At 68.9% G+C, this 17,818-nt stretch carries 16 protein-coding genes; 14 read left to right on the top strand and 2 right to left on the bottom strand.

All coding sequences use genetic code 11. The features are described from left to right. Window positions 1–274 precede the first annotated feature (274 nt). From B7K26_RS10505 to B7K26_RS10490, 4 genes are all read left to right on the top strand, one after another. Window positions 275–1,258 (top strand): glycosyltransferase, encoded by a 984-nt coding sequence (locus B7K26_RS10505; RefSeq protein WP_159449672.1) that lies wholly within the window; start codon window positions 275–277, stop codon window positions 1,256–1,258. Next, a complete protein-coding gene (locus tag B7K26_RS10500) occupies window positions 1,242–2,435 on the top strand; it encodes a hypothetical protein (protein WP_084079127.1) in 1,194 nt (397 codons plus the stop codon). The genes B7K26_RS10505 and B7K26_RS10500 overlap by 17 nt, the downstream gene beginning before the upstream one ends. Window positions 2,436–2,552: 117 nt before the next feature. Then, the gene (locus B7K26_RS10495) at window positions 2,553–3,581 is read left to right on the top strand and encodes a glycosyltransferase (protein ID WP_159449671.1); all 1,029 of its coding nucleotides are present in this window, start codon (window positions 2,553–2,555) and stop codon (window positions 3,579–3,581) included. Then, window positions 3,578–4,810, top strand: coding sequence for a hypothetical protein (locus B7K26_RS10490; protein WP_143340652.1), 1,233 nt, complete (start codon window positions 3,578–3,580; stop codon window positions 4,808–4,810). The genes B7K26_RS10495 and B7K26_RS10490 overlap by 4 nt, the downstream gene beginning before the upstream one ends. 49 nt (window positions 4,811–4,859) lie before the next feature. On the opposite strand, the gene B7K26_RS10485 is transcribed toward B7K26_RS10490, so the two are convergent. Beyond that, window positions 4,860–6,056: a homoserine O-acetyltransferase gene (locus B7K26_RS10485; protein WP_084079124.1), complete on the bottom strand. Its 1,197-nt coding sequence runs from the start codon at window positions 6,054–6,056 to the stop codon at window positions 4,860–4,862. 165 nt (window positions 6,057–6,221) lie between these two features. Between B7K26_RS10485 and B7K26_RS10480 the strand changes: the two genes are divergently transcribed. Further along, window positions 6,222–7,724, top strand: coding sequence for an NlpC/P60 family protein (locus B7K26_RS10480; RefSeq protein ID WP_084079123.1), 1,503 nt, complete (start codon window positions 6,222–6,224; stop codon window positions 7,722–7,724). Window positions 7,725–7,799: 75 nt separating this feature from the next. On the opposite strand, the gene B7K26_RS10475 is transcribed toward B7K26_RS10480, so the two are convergent. Further along, window positions 7,800–8,324: an inorganic diphosphatase gene (locus B7K26_RS10475; RefSeq protein ID WP_084079122.1), complete on the bottom strand. Its 525-nt coding sequence runs from the start codon at window positions 8,322–8,324 to the stop codon at window positions 7,800–7,802. Between the two features lie 67 nt (window positions 8,325–8,391). On the opposite strand from B7K26_RS10475, the gene dacB reads away from it, so the two are divergent. The 9 genes from dacB to B7K26_RS10430 all read left to right on the top strand — a co-directional run bounded on the left by dacB (window position 8,392) and on the right by B7K26_RS10430 (window position 17,756). After that, window positions 8,392–9,795, top strand: a complete 1,404-nt coding sequence (gene dacB, locus B7K26_RS10470) for a D-alanyl-D-alanine carboxypeptidase/D-alanyl-D-alanine-endopeptidase (protein ID WP_084079121.1) — start codon at window positions 8,392–8,394, stop codon at window positions 9,793–9,795. 30 nt (window positions 9,796–9,825) lie between these two features. After that, window positions 9,826–10,827, top strand: coding sequence for a tRNA lysidine(34) synthetase TilS (tilS, locus tag B7K26_RS10465; RefSeq protein WP_084079218.1), 1,002 nt, complete (start codon window positions 9,826–9,828; stop codon window positions 10,825–10,827). A 60-nt stretch (window positions 10,828–10,887) separates the two neighbouring features. After that, window positions 10,888–11,427, top strand: coding sequence for a hypoxanthine phosphoribosyltransferase (hpt, locus tag B7K26_RS10460; RefSeq protein ID WP_084079217.1), 540 nt, complete (start codon window positions 10,888–10,890; stop codon window positions 11,425–11,427). A gap of 190 nt (window positions 11,428–11,617) precedes the next feature. Next, a complete protein-coding gene (locus B7K26_RS10455; protein WP_084079120.1) occupies window positions 11,618–12,436 on the top strand; it encodes a 3'(2'),5'-bisphosphate nucleotidase CysQ in 819 nt (272 codons plus the stop codon). Continuing rightward, the gene (gene cysD, locus B7K26_RS10450; protein ID WP_084079119.1) at window positions 12,433–13,344 is read left to right on the top strand and encodes a sulfate adenylyltransferase subunit CysD; all 912 of its coding nucleotides are present in this window, start codon (window positions 12,433–12,435) and stop codon (window positions 13,342–13,344) included. Before B7K26_RS10455 ends, cysD begins: the two co-directional genes overlap by 4 nt. Further along, window positions 13,344–14,588, top strand: a complete 1,245-nt coding sequence (locus B7K26_RS10445; RefSeq protein ID WP_084079118.1) for a sulfate adenylyltransferase subunit 1 — start codon at window positions 13,344–13,346, stop codon at window positions 14,586–14,588. The genes cysD and B7K26_RS10445 overlap by 1 nt, the downstream gene beginning before the upstream one ends. A 2-nt stretch (window positions 14,589–14,590) precedes the next feature. Further along, the gene (locus B7K26_RS10440) at window positions 14,591–15,541 is read left to right on the top strand and encodes a sulfite exporter TauE/SafE family protein (protein WP_084079117.1); all 951 of its coding nucleotides are present in this window, start codon (window positions 14,591–14,593) and stop codon (window positions 15,539–15,541) included. Further along, on the top strand, window positions 15,541–16,686 hold the full coding sequence (cysC, locus tag B7K26_RS12860) for an adenylyl-sulfate kinase (RefSeq protein ID WP_143340651.1): 1,146 nt from the start codon (window positions 15,541–15,543) through the stop codon (window positions 16,684–16,686). The genes B7K26_RS10440 and cysC overlap by 1 nt, the downstream gene beginning before the upstream one ends. A gap of 206 nt (window positions 16,687–16,892) precedes the next feature. Further along, window positions 16,893–17,756, top strand: coding sequence for an endonuclease domain-containing protein (locus B7K26_RS10430; protein ID WP_143340649.1), 864 nt, complete (start codon window positions 16,893–16,895; stop codon window positions 17,754–17,756). Window positions 17,757–17,818: the final 62 nt, after the last annotated feature.

The following is a 17,818-nucleotide window of genomic DNA, read 5'->3' as shown; positions in this document are numbered from 1 at the left end:
ATTGGTGGACGCCATTGTGCCAGGCGACGGTGCGGCGTTCATGTGCATGACACGCGCCGCTGTCTGCGGCGTATGGCATTCCTGTGGCCTTACTCGAAGTCGCCGGAAGCGCACATTCGCCCTGGGCAGCGGGGATTCCGGACGTTAGTCTGAAACCGCAGTTTCCAGGTAGCCGGTTCCACCGCGGAGGGGGCGGAACTCGGAACGGTTCGAGGAGGAACGCCCTGTGCCACCGATGTCAGTGCTTCATGTGACGCGTGCGCATGGCGGCGGCGTGGCACGCGCGGTCGCCAATATTGTCGAGGCGACGCCGTGGGCCGAGCATCACTTGCTGTGGAGCGGGCCAGAGGAGCCTCCCGGAGTTTTCGCGGGCAGGGCCGCCCGGTTGGGCAACGGCCCGGTGCGTGCCGCACTCCAGGTCCGTCGAGCGGCGCGCGCCGCGAATCCGGATGTCGTGCACCTTCATTCGAGTCTCGCGGGCGCGGTCGGCCGCATCGCCTTATGGGGCACCGCCCGAGTCGTCGTCTACCAGCCGCACGGCTACGCGCATGAAGATGAGACTCGAGGGGTCGCTGCACGGCACGTCTACCGTATGGCGGAACGCATTCTGGCCCGCGTGGGGCGTGATCGGCAGGTGTGCGCCGTCGTCGGGAGGGCGGAGGCGGACGCCGCCGCACGGCTGGGCAATCGGAGCGTGGTCGTCGTGCCCAATGTCCCTACCGTGCCGATTCGCACGAACCCGCGCTCCGAGCTTGAGGACAGGACGACGGGCCGGCGGATCGTGATGATTGGCCGCATTGCTCCGCAGAAGGACCCGCAGTTCTTTGCGTCGGTCGCGCGAGCCACCCGGTGTCTGGTGGGGTCGGGCAGCACTCTTGAGTTTGTGTGGGTGGGAGACGGGGAACCGCGTCATCGCGAGGTGCTCGCGCACGCAGGCGTGCGGGTGACCGGATGGCTCAAGCCAGACGGAGTCCGGCGTGAACTTGACGCCGCGTCGGTGTATTTCCATTGCGCGGCGTTCGAGGGATATCCCATCGCTGTCCTTGATGCTCGCGCGCGTCGGGTGCCGGTGGTGGTGCGCGATATTAGGTGCTTCGCGTGGGAGACGATGACCAAGGTCCATTCAGTGGACGAGGCGGCACAGGCCATTGCTCGGGCTCTGGCGGAACCCGAAACCGTCGTCGGCGGCGGCGGGCACGTGCCGACTCGCGTCGAGCTCGACGAGGCACTTCGAAGGGCATATGGACGTGATGCGTAGTGACGCGATGACGCGCCGCTCATGGCGGCCGGTGGCGGCGAGCGGTCGCGGCGCCGCGCAGGTCCAAGGATTGTGGCTTGGCGGCCTGATGGTTCTTGCGGGATTCGCCATCGCGTTCGTGCTCGCCGGGCAGAACCTGCTCCCCGATCACTATTCGTTCGATGAGGTGAAGATTCAGGGCGTCGCTCAAGGCACTCAAAGTTATGCGCATGACCCTTCGTTTCAACGCGTGGGCGAGATCTACCGGTATGTGGGACTGGCGGACAGGCCGCTCCTTGCCGGGCTGCTGGGTTTTGTGGCCTTCGCTGTCGCGCTTTCCGTGGGATCGCAGTTCACCGCGCTGGGCGACCGGTTCTCTCTCTATCTCGTGATGCTGATGTGCGGCTGCGTCATCCTCGGCGCGGTGTACTTGGGGAGGTTCTCGAAGGATATTTTCGTGCTGCTCGTGGTGGTGTATCCACTCCTCGCGACGCGTCGCCACATGGCGAAGGGCGAGGTTGCTGTGATGGCCGCGCTCATGGCATATGCGGCCATCTTCCGCACCTATTGGTGGATGGTCGTTGCCGTTTACGCGCTCATTCGAGTCGCCTCCATCGTCTTCAAGGTGCGTCCCACGCTCACGTCGCTCGCCGTCATGCTTGTCGGCTTCGTGATCGCCGCGGTGTGGCTGTTTCCCCTTTTCCTGGGTGTCGAGGTCGAACATTTTCGTGAGCAGGTGAATCTCATGGATGTGCGCGCCGACACTGGATCACGCATCGACCCGATAGTCCCGGGCGACAATTTCGTCGCCGACGTGGCGAACCTCCTGCTGGTGGAGGTCAACCTGCAGTTCCCTGTCGTGCTGGCAATAGGGGGAGGCCTGTTGTACGTCGGCGTGGCAGGTTTCCTCACCGCGTTGTGGGTGGGGTTCTATCGTGCGGCGTTGACGACGTCGGGGAGGCGCGGCGTCGAGCCTGGCTTCGACCGCGCGGTCGCGTTGTGCCTCGCGTTCGTGCTCGTCCAGGGGATCTTTGAGCCCGATTACGGATCGGCCGTGCGGCATCTCGCACCCCTCCTGCCTCTGCTGCTTTATGTGGTGACAACGAGGCATCGGGACGTCGAGTTCGGGCGGCGCCGAACGCGGCGGCACGTGCGGATGCGTGACTCGCACGGTCGTTCTCCGAGCGGACGGCACTAGATGCCTGGTGGTGAGAGCGATGCTGGTGCCGGGCCCCTCTTCGTGGTGGTTCACTTGGGCCGCCACGGTGGTGGGCCGGCATTCTGTCTCGACCTGACCGCGGAGCTTGTCGCACTCATGGGGGCGCAGCACGTCGCGGTGTACGTGAACGCGGAGGCCGACAACGTCGATCGGTACGCAGACCTCGGCGTGCGGGTGGTGACTCAGCGAACGTATCGGTCGGCCGCGGGCGTGGTGGGCAACGGATGGCGGCTCGCTCAGATGTGGTGGCGGGTGCGGCGCCTCGCCCCGCCGGGGCGGCGCGTCGTCGTGATCAATGCGATGACGTCGATCTACCAATCCCTCGTGGTGCCGCTCGCCGTGAGGCGCGCGCATGAGTACGTCGTCGTGGTTCACGACGCGGTCGATCACCCCGGTAGCGGTCACCCCGTGGCGGCCGTCGGACAGCGCCTCGAGTATCGCCGCGCGGACCGTGCGCTCGTGCTGTCGCGGGCAGTGGCGCTGCAGTTGCAGGCGCAGGGCTTCTCGGCGCCCGTCGTGGTGGGTGCGCTCCCTCCGAGTTCAGTGCTGCGTGAGTCGACAGGAACGCGCGTGGCGGGGCGCCGCGCTCCAGGGCCGACTCCCGTGGTGGGGTTCTTTGGCCGGTTGGAGCAATACAAAGGCCTGTCGCAATTCCTTGCCTGTGCGCGCGAGGCTCATCGCATCGGCCTACCGTGGGAGTTCCGCATCGTCGGAAACGGACCCGAATCCCGGTGGGCCGACACGGCGCTGGGGCGACACGCACAGTGGCAGATCGGTTGGGTGGCGAACGCGGATCTTGCGCGGGTCTTGGAGGGCTTCGACGTGCTCTTGCTTCCCTACACGGAAGCGAGCCAGAGCGGGGTGATTCCGCTGGCTGCGGAGCTCGGCGTCCCCGTTGTCGTCACGCCTGTCGGCGGGCTCGTGGAGCAGGTCAGTGATCTCGCATGCGGGCGGGTCGCGACGAGTGGAGGACCGAGGGACCTCCTGGAGGAGGTGGGTGCAGTGTTGGACCTCGCGGCGAGGGACTCGATTCGCGCCTCGGCTCACGCTGCGATCGCCGCCACGCGGGCGCGCTGGCGCGAGGCAGTCAAGCGAGCAGTCACGGACACCCCGGAGCCGCAGTGAGAGCCGTCGCTGGGGTGGGGCTTGGAATAGGTTTCCTCGCTCAGGTCGTCACGTTCCTGGCAGGCGTACTGCCCGCGATACTCCGTCAGCCCGAGGTGCTCGTGTACCTCCTCGGGGTGACGGCGCCGGCGACCATCGCGCTCCATGTGACTTTGCTTGGCGCCGCGGTGCGGTTGCCGCTTGAGGCGGAAGGCGGCGCGGCACGACGCGCGGTACGTGCCGCGGTGACGGTGACCGGCGTGGCGATGATCGGGGTGCTCACTGTCGGTGCGGTGCTCGGTGTTGTCGGGCTCGGCGGTGTGGCGAGCTATCTGGTCGCCGTCGCCTCGTTGACGGGGGCCATGGGCGCGTTCCAATTGGCGATGACGGCTGGGGTCAGGGTGGGCGCCGTGACGGCAGTGATGTCCGGTCGCCTGGTGTACGCCCTCGTGCTCTTCGCGGGAACCCTCGTCGCATTGCTGACTGGGGCATCCATGGCGGTGTTTGCCGCCGTCGTCGTCGTGTCCTACCTGGTGGGGTCCGTGACTCTCCTCGCGGCAATACGAGGTGAAGTTCTGCGTGACGTCGAGGGCGCTGGTCACGGCGGTGTGCCACGAGCGGTCTCGCGGGTGGTGGTGTCGCAAGCGCTCTCGACGGTGAGTTCGCAGGTCGCCGCGATGGCGACCGCGGGCTTGGGTGTGTTTGCGGAGACGTGGGCGCTCGCTGTGAGGATGGCATCTGGCGCTCAAACCATTGGCGGTCAGGTCTTTGGTGTCGGCATCGATGCCGCGACCGCGACGTCGATGCGACGTCGCGGTGCCGGATCGGGGGACGTCTTTCGGCGTGCGGGGTTCGCGATGGTCGGCGTCCTCGCGATCTACGCGAGCACGCTGTCGCTCGTGCTGTGGTGGAACCGGGCTTCCGTTCCCGACACGACAGCGGCCGCCGTCATCATCGGGCTGTGCGTGTATCTGCCGACGCTCGTCGCGTTCTCTCCCATCGATCGCATGACCAGCATGATGGTGCCGTCGTCGCTGCGGATCGGGGTCGACGTCGCACGCGCTGGTGCGAGCATTCTGGTCCTGCTGCTCGCGCATGGCGTCGCCACTCTCGTGTGGTTGAGCGCGGTCTCTGCGGCGGCGCTCACGGCGTATGTCGCGCTGGTGATCGCGAGTACGCGACGTGCGCACGCGCTGGCACGGGTCGATGCGTTGGTGAGCACCGCATTGCGGTGGAACCCCGGACGGTAGCCGCCGCGGCCGCGAGGATGGAGCGTGCCGCGAGACGTGCCCAGGGTGGCTACAGGCTCACCTCGAACTCCGATATGAAAGCGTTGAGCTGCCCCGATTCCACCAAGAACCCGTCGTGGCCCACAGGGGAGTGGACCACCTTGACGCCGTTGGACCCGGCGAAGCCACGATCCAGCGCGATCGAGTTCTTGAGTGGATAGAGCCGGTCCGAGTCGACAGCCACCACGAGCGCCGGCCCGGTATAGCGCGCGAGCGCAGTCTCGACGCCGCCGCGTCCACGGCCCACGTCGTGAGACTGGATTGCCTGCGACAGACGCACATACGTATTGGCGTCGAAGCGCCGCGCAAGCTTGCGCGCGTGGTGCTGCAGATACGACTGGATGGCGAACAGTCCGCCTTTGCCGAGGGGGTCCGTGTCTCCCTGGTAGCGCCGTCCGAAACGGTCGGCGAGCTCGCCCTCGCTGCGGTAGTTGGTGTGCGCAATCATGCGGGCGATGCCGATGCCCACGTGGGGTCCGTCGCCGTCTGCAGCTCCGTAGTAGTCGCCGTCGCGGAACTTGGGGTCGGCCGTGATGGCCGCGAGTTGGGCCGTGGACCACGCGATCTGGTCGGCGGTGACGGCTGCGGTGGATCCCACGGGAGCGATGGCACCCACGCGCTCCGGCACCGTCACGGCCCACTCGATGGCGCGCATTCCGCCCATGGAGGGTCCGGCGATGAGCCGCCAGCGGTCGATTCCCAGGTGGTCGGCGAGGCGGATCTCCGCCGCGACCATGTCCCGCATCGTCACGTAGGGGAAGCGCGAACCCCAGGGCTGCCCATCCTCCGGGTGCGCCGAGGCAGGGCCGGTCGATCCCTGGCACCCGCCGATGACGTTCGCGGACACGATGAAGTGACGCTCGGGGTCGATCGGCTTGCCGGGCCCGACGAATGCATGCCACCAGCCGCCCGTGTGGTGGCCGGGCTCGGCGGGGCCGAACACGTGACTGTCGCCCGTCAGCGCGTGCGCAATATAGACGGCGTTATCGCGGGCGGCGTTGAGCTCGCCCCACGTCTCGTAGGCCATGGTGACGTGTGGCAACACGCCCATGGGGTCCGCCTCAAGCGGCAGGTCGCCCAGGGCGAAGAACTGGCGGTGGCCGGGGTGGTCGCCCTCGCGCCACGCGGCCGAGGCGGGGATCAAGACGCCCTCCCCCGGCCCCTGATCAGCGGCGTAGGCGTCCGATTCGATGCCGTCGTCATCCATGCTCGCCACCCTAGGGCACGCGGGCGCAGGCGCCACGACACTTCAGGATGCGGCGTCGGAAGCGTCACAGGGGGTTGGCGCGCCGTGGGACAGATGTTTATAGTGTGAGCGATTGCTTCGCATGTGACACATGTGACAGACGTGACGACTCAGGAAGCGAGAACGATGGCCCGCTACGCCGCCGCTCGCCGTTCGGCGCACCGCGCCGTGGTGCCCTTCGCCGTGATCGGCCTGACCATCACCGGCTTCAGCATCACCACCGGTGGCGCCGCCGTGGCCGACGACTACCCCGGCGAGGACCAGATCGCCGCTGCCCGCGACGCTGCCGACGGCGCCGCCGCATCGGTCGCCTCCCTTGACGCCGCCATCGCTTCACTTGAATCCGCGCTGCAGGACGCCGAGGTCGCCTCGATGACCGCGGCCGAGGACTACCAGGTGGCCCTCGACACCGCCGACACCGCGAAGTCGGAACTGGCCGAGGCCGAGAAGCGCGCAGACGACGCCGACGCCGCCCTCGCGCTCGCCCGCCGTGGCTTGGCCGGCTCCGCCATGCAGTCGTACAAGAACGCCGGTTCGATGGGCTCGCTCGAGGCGATCACCCAGGCCGATGGCTTCGACGACGTCATCTCCCGCACCGAGGCCGTCAACCAGGCCTCCGCGAAGGCGGACGTGACCGTCCAGGAGGTCTCGGCCGCCGAGCTGGTCGCCACCACCACCCGCGACTACGCCGACAAGGCCGCCGTCAAGGCCGCGGACGCCGAGAAGGCCGCGGCGGAAGCGCTCGACACCGCGAACGCCGCCAGGGCATCGGCCGACCAGGCAGTCTCCGACGCCGAGGTGGCGCGCGGCGCCGCCGTCACCAAGCTCGCCGAGCTGCGCGGAGTGACCGAGGACCTTGAGCAGGAGCGCCAAGACGGCCTGGCCGCCGAGCGCGCCGCCCGCGAGCAGGCGGCCTTCGAGGCCGAGCAGGAACGCCTGGCCGCGCAGGACTACGTGATCGAGGTGGACCACGAGGTGGGTGGGGACACGGACTCGTCGACCGGCGGCTCGAACTCGACGACCACGTCGACGCCGAAGCCGACCTCGACGTCGACCTCGAGCCCCAAGCCGACGTCATCCTCCAAGCCCACCAGCACGCCGAAGCCGACGACGACCTCCACGCCCAGGCCAACCGAGACGTCGGACCCCGAGCCGTCGGAGACCTCGACGCCGAAGCCGACGGAAACCTCGCAGCCGAAGCCCACCGAGACGGCAGAGCCCGAGCCCGAGACCCCGTCGCAGTCGTGGAGCTCCACGGCCGCGCAGGGGCGCAGCGCCGCCGCATGGGCGGTGACGAAGACCGGGGCGTCGTACCTCCTGGGTGGCACCGGCCCTGCCTACGACTGCTCGGGTCTCACGATGATGGCCTGGAGCCAGGCGGGCGAGTACATCACTCGATCGTCGCGCACCCAGTACAACAACGTTGCCCACGTTTCCTACTCGCAAATCCGCGCGGGCGACCTGGTCTTCTACAGCTCCAACGGCTCGGCCGGATCGATCTATCACGTCGCAATGTACATCGGCAATGGCCAGGTCATGGAGGCCACGACGCCGGGGCACACGGCGAAGGTCCGCTCGCTGTACGGCTGGGGCACCGCTCACCTGATGCCATACGTGGGTCGTCCGTAGGACACGCCTAGCGCCACGCAAAAGGCGCCGCTCCCCACGCGGGGGAGCGGCGCCTTTCGCGTCAGCTTAGAGAAATCAGTGGCCCGGCGGCGGCACCAGGGGATTCATGTGCTCGAACGAGGTGCCCTTGGCACGGTCGAACGAGGCCTGGATCTCCGCCTCGGCCTCCTCGCGGGACACCCAGTGGGCGCCCTCGACCGACTTCCCGGGCTCCAGGTCCTTGTAGACCTCGAAGAAGTGCTGGACCTCCAGGCGGTGGAAGTCGGAGACGTCGTTCAACTCGCGCCGCCACGTCTGACGCTGGTCGCCCGCGGGGACCGCGAGGACCTTGTCGTCACCGCCGGCCTCGTCGCGCATGCGGAACATGCCCAGCGCGCGGCAGCGGATCTGGCAGCCGGGGAACGTGGGTTCCTCGAGCAGCACCAGGACGTCGAGGGGGTCGCCATCCTCGCCCAGGGTGCCGTCGATGAAGCCGTAGTCGTCCGGGTAGCGGGTCGACGTGAAGAGCATGCGGTCCAGGCGGATGCGCCCGGTCTCGTGATCGACCTCGTACTTGTTGCGCGATCCCTTGGGGATCTCGATGGTGACGTCGAATTCCATGAAGAAGTCCTTGTGAGTCCTCGGTGACAATGCTGGGCACTAGTGTGGCCCATGAAAGGGGTGCCGCGTGCGCGCAAGGGTAGCAGTCGGGGCCGTCGTCGTGGCGGCCCTTCTTGGTGGATACGCCGTGGCCGATGCCGCCGACGTGGTCCCCGGCGTCCTCACCTCGGCGCCGGTGCCGCAGCCCCCCGCAGCGTTCCTGACGGCCGAGCCCGTCGCTGCCGCCTCCCCCTCGCCCGTCCCGGTGACGCCCGTGAGCGAGGACGCGCCCCTGCCCGCGGCGTCCGTGGTGCAGCAGCTGGCGCAGCGCGTGCGCGACGACGATCGCACCGGAGAGTCCACGAACGTGTCCGTGGTGGACCTGCTGACCGGCGAGGTCCTCGCCGACCTCGACGCAGCCGACACCCAGGTGCCCGCCTCCTCCACCAAGCTGCTCACCTCCGTCTCGGCCGTCGCCGACCTGGGCGCCGACTACCGCATGGTCACCTCCGTCACGTGGGACGCCTCGTCCCGCACGCTCACGCTCGTCGCCGGCGGTGACATGCTGCTGGCTGCCGATGCCGGCCACGGCGGCGACGGTGAGGACGCCAACGGCTGGGCGGGCCTCGGGGACCTAGCGGACGCTGTCCTGGCCGCCGTCCCCGACGCCGCATCGGACGCGGTGACGCTTGCCGTCGACGACTCCGCCTTCGAGGCGGAGCCGGTGAACCCGGAGTGGCCCGAGTACGCGTTGACCTCCGGCTACGTGGCGCCCGTGACAGGCCTCGCGGTGGACGCCGCACGGATGACGGACGACCACTACGCGCCGCGCTTCGACGATCCGTCGCTCGCCGCCGGCCAGGTCTTTGCCGCCCGCCTGGGCGAGCGTGGGGTGACCACCAGCGGGGACGTGACCCGTGCATCGGCCGTGGGGGACGAGGTCGCCTCCGTCGAGGGCGCGCCGCTGTCCGAGGTGGCCGCGCTGACGCTCTACGAATCCGACAACACCATCGCCGAGGTCACCGGGTTGGTGCATGCCCTCGAGGTGGGCCAGCCCACGACACCCCCGGGGGCGGCCATCGCCACGCGGGCGGGTCTCAGAGCCATCGGCGTCGACACCGAAGGAATGAAGCTCTACGACGGCGCCGGCTTTTCGGACAAGAACCGCATTGCGCCGGCGCAGCTGACTGCCACCCTGGTGGGCGCCTACGCGACCGAGGCCACCGAGGACATCCTCGACTGGCTACCCGTCGGCGCGCTCGAGGGAACCGTCCAGAACCGCTACGTCGACACCGCCGCCGCCGGGCAGATGCGCGCCAAGACCGGGTCGCTCACGGGCGTGAGCGCGCTCGCGGGCACGGTGCAGACCTCCGACGGCCGCCTCCTCGCCTTCGCGACCATGGCCGACGGCATGGAGTACAACCCCTTCGGCCCCCGCCAGACCTTCGACGAGATGGTGGTCTCCCTGGCAGAATGTGGCTGTGAGGGATAGGACTGCGGCGGTGTGCGCGAGCGTGAAGGCGTGACCGGGCCGCACCCCTCCGTCGCTGCCATCCGCAATGCCGTCCGCGAATCGCTGGACGGCTGCGACATCGGCACTCGTGTCTGGGTGGCCGTTTCCGGCGGGCCCGACTCCCTGGCTCTCGCCGCGGCCACCGGCTACGTGGGCCGCAAGGAGGGCTACCTCACCGGCGCGATCATCGTGGATCACGGGCTCCAGCCCGGCTCCGCCGAGGTCGCCGCGCGCGCCGCCGAGCAGGTCAAGCGCGCCGGCATCCACACTGTTTTTATTGAGCGCGTCACCGTGGGCCGCGACGGCGGGCTCGAGGCCGCCGCCCGCAACGCCAGGTACGCGGCGCTCGACAGGCGCATTGACGAGGTGGGCGGCCACCACCCGCACCTGCTGACCGGCCACACTATGGACGACCAGGCCGAGACCGTACTGCTGGCCCTTGCCAGGGGTTCTGGCGCGAGGGCGCTGTCCGGCATCCCAGCCAGGCGCGGCAGGATCGTGAGGCCCCTCCTGTCGCTGCGGCGTAAGGACACCGTCGCCGCGTGCCAGGCTCTGGGCCTCGACCCCTGGCACGACCCGTCCAACTCCGTCACCGACGGCCCCCGCCGCTCCGCGCTGCGCACGCAGGTGATGCCGGCGCTTGTCGAGGTACTGGGGCCCGGTGTGGTGTCGGGTCTCGCGCGCTCGGCAGCCCTGCTGCAGGCCGATGCCGACGAACTCGACCGCCAGGCCCGCTCCGCGCTCGGCTCCGCACCGTCCTCGCGCGACGAGCAGTGGCGCTGCGACATGCTCGCCGCCCTTCCCGACGCGATCCGCTCGCGCATGATCAAGATGCTCGCCGAGCACCGAGGCGCGGGGTCGCTGACCGCCGCACACGTCAACGCCGTAGATCAGCTCATCGTCGGCTACCGCGGTCAGGGCGCCGTCTCGCTCCCGGGCGGCTACGAGGCAAGGCGTGAATATGGCAGGCTGGTCATCACCCGTCCCCATACGCTCGGCGAGCGCTCCTAACCCCTCGCGCCGCCGCATCGGCCCTACTCCTTAAGGAAGCCCGTGGAACCCCAGTACGACATGGACGACTTCACCAAGGTCATCGTCACCGAGAACGAGATCCGTCGGAAGCTCGACGAGATCGCCACCCGCGTGCGCGAAGACTACGAGGGCAAGGAGCTGCTGCTCGTGGGCGTGCTGAAGGGCGCCGTGATGGTCATGGCCGACCTCGCGCGCCGCCTCCCCCCGCAGGTGCAGATGGACTGGATGGCAGTGTCGTCGTACGGGAGCGGCACCAAGTCGTCCGGCGTGGTCCGCATCCTCAAGGACCTCGACGCCGACCTCACCGGTCGCCACGTCCTCATCGTCGAGGACATCATTGACTCCGGCATCACCCTGCACTGGCTGCTGGGCAACCTGCGCTCGCGCGGTGCCGCGTCCGTCGAGGTTGCCGCACTGCTGCGCAAGCCCGACGCCGTCCAGGTGGACATCCCCGTGCGCTACCTGGGCTTCGACATCCCCAACGAGTTCGTGGTGGGCTACGGCCTCGACTACGCGGAGAACTACCGCACGCTGCCGTTTGTCGCGATCCTCAAGCCTGAGGTCTACGGGGACAACTAAGGCGCTGGGGTCCGCCCCCGCTCCGCCTCAGTGTGAACCAGTTCGGGCAGCGACACCCCGGCAGCGGGGCAGCTCCGAGCCCGATCGCCGGCGTGTCCCAATCGGAACTGGTTCAAAGTGCGGGGGAGGACACGGGCGGAATGGAGTACCCCACTAAGTTGGTAGAGTTTCGGCGACCGGGGAGGTGACCATGTCTGGATCCGACGCCGCGGCCGCGGGCGAGATCGCACGCGAGGCCGGCGAGGTGCTGCTCGAGGTCCGCGCCGGCTTTGACCCCGAGGTTGAGGGCAAGGCGCGCGGCAAGGCCGGCGACGCGAAGGCCCAGGAGCGCATCTCCGCCCTGCTCGGCTCCCGTTTTCCCTCCGACGCTGTCCTCTCGGAGGAGGCCCGCGACTCCGAGGAGCGCCTCACCGCCGACCGCGTGTGGATCATCGACCCCCTCGACGGCACCCGCGAATACTCCGAGGGCCGCGACGACTGGGCCGTCCACGTCGCCCTGTGGAGCAGGGGCGCCAGCCCGGCCGATGCATCGGCCGCCTCCGATGTCGCTCGCCCCGGCGAGCTCACCGCGGCCGCCGTCGCCATTCCGGGTGAGGACCTCGTCCTCGACACCGACTCCGTCGCGACGCTTCCCGCGCTCGCGGCCGATGCCCCGATCCGCCTGGCGGTGTCGCGCTCGCGCCCGCCGGCCGTCACCGAGGCGGTGCGCGAGGCCCTGGACGCTGACCTCATCCCGATGGGTTCGGCCGGCGTGAAGATCGCCGCCGTGGTGCGCGGACAGGTCGAGGCCTACGTCCACGCCGGTGGCCAATACCAGTGGGACTCCGCGGCGCCCGTGGCCATCGCCCGCGCCGCCGGCCTTCACTGCTCCCGCATCGACGGCAGCCCGCTTGTCTACAATGACGCCGATCCCTACTTGCCGGACCTGATCGTTTGCCGCCCCGAACTGGCGGATCGCATCCTCGAGGCAGTAGCCGCATACGCCGCAACGACTGGAGATGAGTCATGACCCAGCCCGCGTCCCTCGCGTTGAGCCAGCTCGACGCGCTCGAGGCGGAGGCCATTCACATCATTCGTGAAGTGGTCGCCCAGATGGAGCGCCCCGCGCTGCTGTTCTCGGGCGGTAAGGACTCCATCTGTCTGCTTCACCTCGCGATCAAGGCCTTCGCCCCCGCCCCCGTGCCGATGCCCGTGGTGCACATCGACACCGGCCAGAACTTCCCCGAGGTCATCGAGTACCGCGACCGCATCGTCGAGCAGTACGGGCTTACGCTCGTCGTCGGCTCCGTGCAGGACGCGATCGACGCCGGCAAGGTCAAGGAAGCCCCCGACGGCTCGCGCAACCGCATCCAGACGCCGGTCCTGCTCGAGACCATCGAGGACAATCGCTTCGATGCCTGTATGGGCGGTGCCCGCCGGGACGAGGAGAAGGCCCGCGCCAAGGAGCGCGTGTTCTCCTTCCGCGACGAGTTTGGTCAGTGGGACCCCCGCAACCAGCGTCCCGAGCTGTGGAGCCTGTACAACGGCAAGGTCCACCCGGGTGAGTCGATCCGCGTGTTCCCGCTGTCCAACTGGACCGAGCTGGACATCTGGGACTACATCCGTTCGCGCGACATCGAGGTTCCCTCGATTTACTACGCGCACGACCGCGAGGTGTTCCTGCGCGACGGCATGTGGATGGCCTCCAACGAGTGGGCCGTCCCGCCGGAGGGTGTCGAGACCCAGGTCCGCAAGGTGCGCTACCGCACCGTCGGCGACGCGACGCTGACCGCAGCCGTCGAGTCCGACGCGGACACCATCGACAAGATCATCGAGGAGACGGCGGCCACCCGCCTGACCGAGCGCGGTGCCACCCGCGGCGACGACCGAGTGTCCGAGGCCGCCATGGAGGACCGCAAGAAGGAGGGGTACTTCTAATGGACCTTCTGCGTTTCGCCACCGCCGGCTCCGTCGACGACGGAAAGTCGACCCTCATCGGCCGTCTTCTCTACGACTCCAAGTCGATCTTCGAGGACCAGCTCGAGTCCATCGAACTCGCGTCGAAGAACCGCGGCGCGGAGACCACCGACCTGGCACTCCTCACGGACGGACTGCGCGCCGAGCGTGAGCAGGGCATCACCATCGACGTGGCGTACCGGTACTTCGCTACCCCCAAGCGCAAGTTCATCATCGCGGACACCCCCGGCCACCAGCAGTACACGCGCAACATGGTGACCGGCGCCTCCACTGCAGATTTGGCGATCATCCTCGTGGACGCCCGCAAGGGCCTCACGGAGCAGTCGCGCCGCCACGCCACCATCTCCTCGCTGCTGCGCGTGCCCCACGTGGTGCTCGCGGTCAACAAGATGGACCTCGTGGACTGGTCCGAGGAGCGGTTCGACGAGATCTACCGCGAGTTCACGGACTTCGCCTCGAAGCTCGACATCCCGGACCTCACCGCGATCCCCGTGTCGGCGCTGCTGGGCGACAACATCGTTGACCGCTCCACCAACATGGACTGGTACCAGGGCACCTCGCTGCTGTACCACCTGGAGAACGTGCACATCGGCTCGGACCGCAACCTGCAGGACGTGCGCTTCCCCGTCCAGTACGTGGTGCGCCCGCAGACCGCCGAGCACCCCGACTACCGCGGCTTCGCCGGCCAGGTGGCCTCCGGCATCCTCAAGGTGGGTGACGAGGTCATGGCGCTGCCGTCGGGCCTGTCCACGCGCGTCGCCGCGATCGACGGCCCGAACGGCCCCGTTGACGCCGCCTACCCGCCCATGTCGGTGACGGTGCGCCTCGAGGACGAGATCGACCTGTCGCGCGGCGACATCCTGTGCCGCAAGGGCAATCACCCCGAACCCACGCAGGACATCGAGGCGACCGTCTGCTGGATGGACGCGACCCCGCTGACCGAGCGTCGCAAGGTGAGCATCCTCCACACCACGCGCATGGCGCGGGCGATGGTCAAGGAGATCGCCTACGAGCTCAACGTCAACACGCTTCACCGCGACCAGGACGTGCACGAGCTCGGCCTCAACAGCATCGGCCGTGTGAAGCTGCGTGTGACCACGCCCCTGCTGATTGACGACTATGCCGAGAACCGCATCACGGGATCGTTCATTCTGATCGACGAGGCGACCCACCGCACCGTCGGCGCCGGAGTGATCCGCCACTAGCGATGGAGTTCGGACTTCTCGTCGCGGCGCTCGGCATCGGGATCGTCGTCGGGCTGACGGGCATGGGCGGGGGCGCCCTCATGACACCCACGCTCGTGTTCTTCTTTGGCGTGCCGCCGGTCACTGCGGTGTCCTCGGACGTCGTGGCATCGGCCTTCATGAAGCCCGCCGGCTCGTGGGTGCACATCAAGAACGGCACCGTGAACTGGCAGCTGGTGAGGCTGCTGGTCTACGGCTCCGTGCCCGCGGCTTTCCTTGGGGTCGTCGCGGCCCAGTTCCTGATTGACCCCGAGGCGCTGCAGTCCTTCGTCAAGCACGCGCTGGGCGTGGTGCTCGTGATCGCCGCGCTCGGCCTCGCGGTACGGGCGTACCTGCGGTTACGGGAGCGCGCCATGGTGCGCGACGGGCGCGCCGCAGCCCTTCCCGTGGACCGGCCCGATGTCGTGGCTCGCCCTGTACCGACGATCATCGTCGGCGTGGTGGGCGGGCTCATGGTGGGCCTCACCTCGGTGGGTTCCGGATCGCTCATCATCATCGCGCTGATGGCGCTCTACCCGGCGCTCAAGGCGAACCAGCTGGTGGGTACCGACCTGGTGCAGGCGGTTCCGCTCGTCGTCGCGGCGGCCGCTGCACACCTCATGTTCGGGGATGTGGACTGGTCGGTGACGCTTCCCGTCATCATCGGCTCTATCCCCGGCACCTACATCGGCGCCCAACTGTCCTCGCGGATCTCGGGCGGCCTCGTGCGGCGCGCGCTGGTGTTCGTGCTCACGTTGTCGGGCCTGAAGATGATGGGGCTGTCCAACGTTGTCGCGTTCTCCGTCGTCGGGGCGGAGATCGTGCTGGGCACCCTCGCCTGGGCGTGGATCCGCCACAGCCTCGGATTCTCCTTCTTCACCTTCCAAGACCGGCAGGCGGATAAGGCGCTACAGCAGGACAAGGAGTCTCAGTGATGCACGGTGTGCGACTGTCCGCGCGACAGCTGAACGAGCTGGAGCTGCTCCGTGCCGGCGCCTACGGTGCGCAGGCCGGTTACTCGCTGCCGGCCGCTGGAGCGACCGCGGCATCGGCCGCTTCTTTGGGAAGCCACGTGGCGACGCTGAGAATCCCCGACATTGCCCCCGGCCGGGTGGTGACGCTGCTGGACTCGGAGGCCACGCCGGTGGCCTCCGTGGACGTCGTCGATCGCCGCACGTCCGCCGCTGGTACCTGGATTGCCGGTCCGGTCACGATGCTGCGCGAGCCGGCGCTGCCGCCGTTCCCGGAGCTGCGGCCGTCCGCCTTCTCGGACCTCGCCGAGGATGCCGTCCTTCTAATGGGGGCACGGGCGGGTCAGCTGGCGGGCACCGTGATCGTGATGGACGAGGGCGACCCTTCCGCGCTGTCCTCCACCGTCCGCTCGCTGCAGCGCGACGGGGTTGAGGTGCGGGTGCTCCCGCGTCCCGCCGCCGAGCACGTGACCGGCGAGGCGGAGCGTGAGCTCTTGGAGCACCTCGCGTCCGTGGTCTGTGCGTCCACCGTGGTGGTCAAGCGCGGCTCCGACCGCGCGCCCGGCGGGGGAGCGGTGGTGCTGTTCACCGGGCTGTCCGGGTCGGGCAAGTCGACCATCGCACGTCAGGTCACCCGTCGCCTGCGCTCCGAGGGCACGCAGCGCGTGACCCTGCTGGACGGCGACGAGGTGCGCGCCATGCTGTCGTCTGGCCTGGGGTTCTCGCGAGCGGACCGTGAACTCAATGTGCGCCGCATCGGCTGGGTGGCCTCGTTGGTGGCGTCGCACGGCGGTATGGCGGTGTGCGCCCCCATCGCGCCCTACGCGTCGATGCGTGCCGAGATGCGCGAGATGGCCGAGCGCGCCGGACGGTTTGTCCTCGTCCACGTCGCGACCCCGCTTGAGGTGTGCGAGGAGCGCGACCGCAAGGGGCTGTATGCGGCGGCGCGCCGGGGCGAGATCAAGGAGTTCACGGGCATCTCCGACCCGTACGAGGCTCCGGTCGATGCCGACGTGGTGGTGGGCACTGACGGGGAGTCTGTCGAAGAGTGCGCGGCGGCGGTCGTGCGCTACCTGACGGCGTCGTCGGGTGGCGACTACACGATCTAGTAGCGCGGGGCCCCGTACCGCTCAACACACGGCTGGTGCGCATGATGCGCGTGGGGCTCGTGTGTAACCTCACGCGTCACGTACGCCTCAACAGTCCCAGGTGTGTGTTGAGCGGCACGGCCTGACTCCGGCCGACCCCCGTCCCCAGCCCCCAGCGCACCCGGGCTGCATCCCCACTGCGACGCCAACGCGCTCTCCGACGCCCCGTGACCGATCACGCTGAGCCGATGGACCCGGTGCTCGCGCTCGTGCGTCTCGGTGGAGTGGCCCGCAGGAAGACGCTGCTCGACTGCGGGGTCACCCGCCGGGCCATCGATGCGGCGGTGCGCTCCGGGGACGTGCGACGCCCCATCACGGGCGTGTTGAGCTTGTCCAGCACACCCACCGAGGCCGAGTACGCGTGCTACTTCGGGGCGCGCATCACCTGCGTGAGTGCGGCCGACGCCCTCGACCTGCGACTGTGGGATTCGCCAGCTCACCTTCACCTCGAGATCCCCGCAGCGCGTGGAGGAACCACGGTGCCCTCCGCCGTGCGAGCGCCGGTGCGCATGCATCGCAGCCGCACGTACCGTCCGGGTTCGCGCGTCGTCACCGCAGCGCGAGCGATCGACGTGATGAGCAGGTGCGTCACGCCACTCGCGCAGCTGGTCACGCTCGACCACGCGCTGTCACGAGGCATCCTGACCAAGGATCACATCGCGGGCTTCACGATGACGGACCTCGTCACGCGTCGCTGGCTCGAGCACATGGCCGATGACGCCGCCGGCTCAGTGCCCGAGACCTGCGCACGTGTGGCCATGCGCGCGGCGGGGCTGACGGTCGAGTCGCAGGCGCCGCTCGGCCAGCGCCGGCGGGCGGACTTCCTGGTGGAGGGATTGCTGTACGTCGAGATTGACGGCAAGACCTATCACTCCGACGAGCGCCAGTTCGCCGAGGACCGCGCACGCGACAGAGCCATCGTCGCGGCGGGCCGCAACGTGATCAGGTTCACCTACGCCGATGCCGTCCACCACCCCGAGCGGCTCGTCGCAGACGTCAAAGCCGCGCTCACCGCCATCCGCGGCCGCTGAAGCCCAACAGCGCAGGCGAGTCGCGCATCGGCCGTCTGTACCGCTCAACACACGGCTGGTGC

It is taken from the genome of Demequina sp. NBRC 110057, assembly GCF_002090175.1.
Lineage (GTDB): Bacteria > Actinomycetota > Actinomycetes > Actinomycetales > Demequinaceae > Demequina.
This window is presented reverse-complemented; position numbering and strand designations above follow the sequence as displayed.

Bases quoted from the DNA above. Each gene is read 5' to 3' on its own strand.
- B7K26_RS10500 (WP_084079127.1), top strand. From the start codon at position 1,242: ATGGACGTGATGCGTAGTGACGCGATGACGCGCCGCTCATGGCGGCCG.
- B7K26_RS10495 (WP_159449671.1), top strand. From the start codon at position 2,553: ATGGGGGCGCAGCACGTCGCGGTGTACGTGAACGCGGAGGCCGACAAC.
- B7K26_RS10485 (WP_084079124.1), bottom strand. From the start codon at position 6,056: ATGGATGACGACGGCATCGAATCGGACGCCTACGCCGCTGATCAGGGG.
- hpt (WP_084079217.1), top strand. From the start codon at position 10,888: ATGGACGACTTCACCAAGGTCATCGTCACCGAGAACGAGATCCGTCGG.
- B7K26_RS10445 (WP_084079118.1), top strand. From the start codon at position 13,344: ATGGACCTTCTGCGTTTCGCCACCGCCGGCTCCGTCGACGACGGAAAG.
- cysD (WP_084079119.1), top strand. From the start codon at position 12,433: ATGACCCAGCCCGCGTCCCTCGCGTTGAGCCAGCTCGACGCGCTCGAG.
- B7K26_RS10475 (WP_084079122.1), bottom strand. From the start codon at position 8,324: ATGGAATTCGACGTCACCATCGAGATCCCCAAGGGATCGCGCAACAAG.
- cysC (WP_143340651.1), top strand. From the start codon at position 15,541: ATGCACGGTGTGCGACTGTCCGCGCGACAGCTGAACGAGCTGGAGCTG.
- B7K26_RS10480 (WP_084079123.1), top strand. From the start codon at position 6,222: ATGGCCCGCTACGCCGCCGCTCGCCGTTCGGCGCACCGCGCCGTGGTG.
- B7K26_RS10455 (WP_084079120.1), top strand. From the start codon at position 11,618: ATGTCTGGATCCGACGCCGCGGCCGCGGGCGAGATCGCACGCGAGGCC.
- B7K26_RS10440 (WP_084079117.1), top strand. From the start codon at position 14,591: ATGGAGTTCGGACTTCTCGTCGCGGCGCTCGGCATCGGGATCGTCGTC.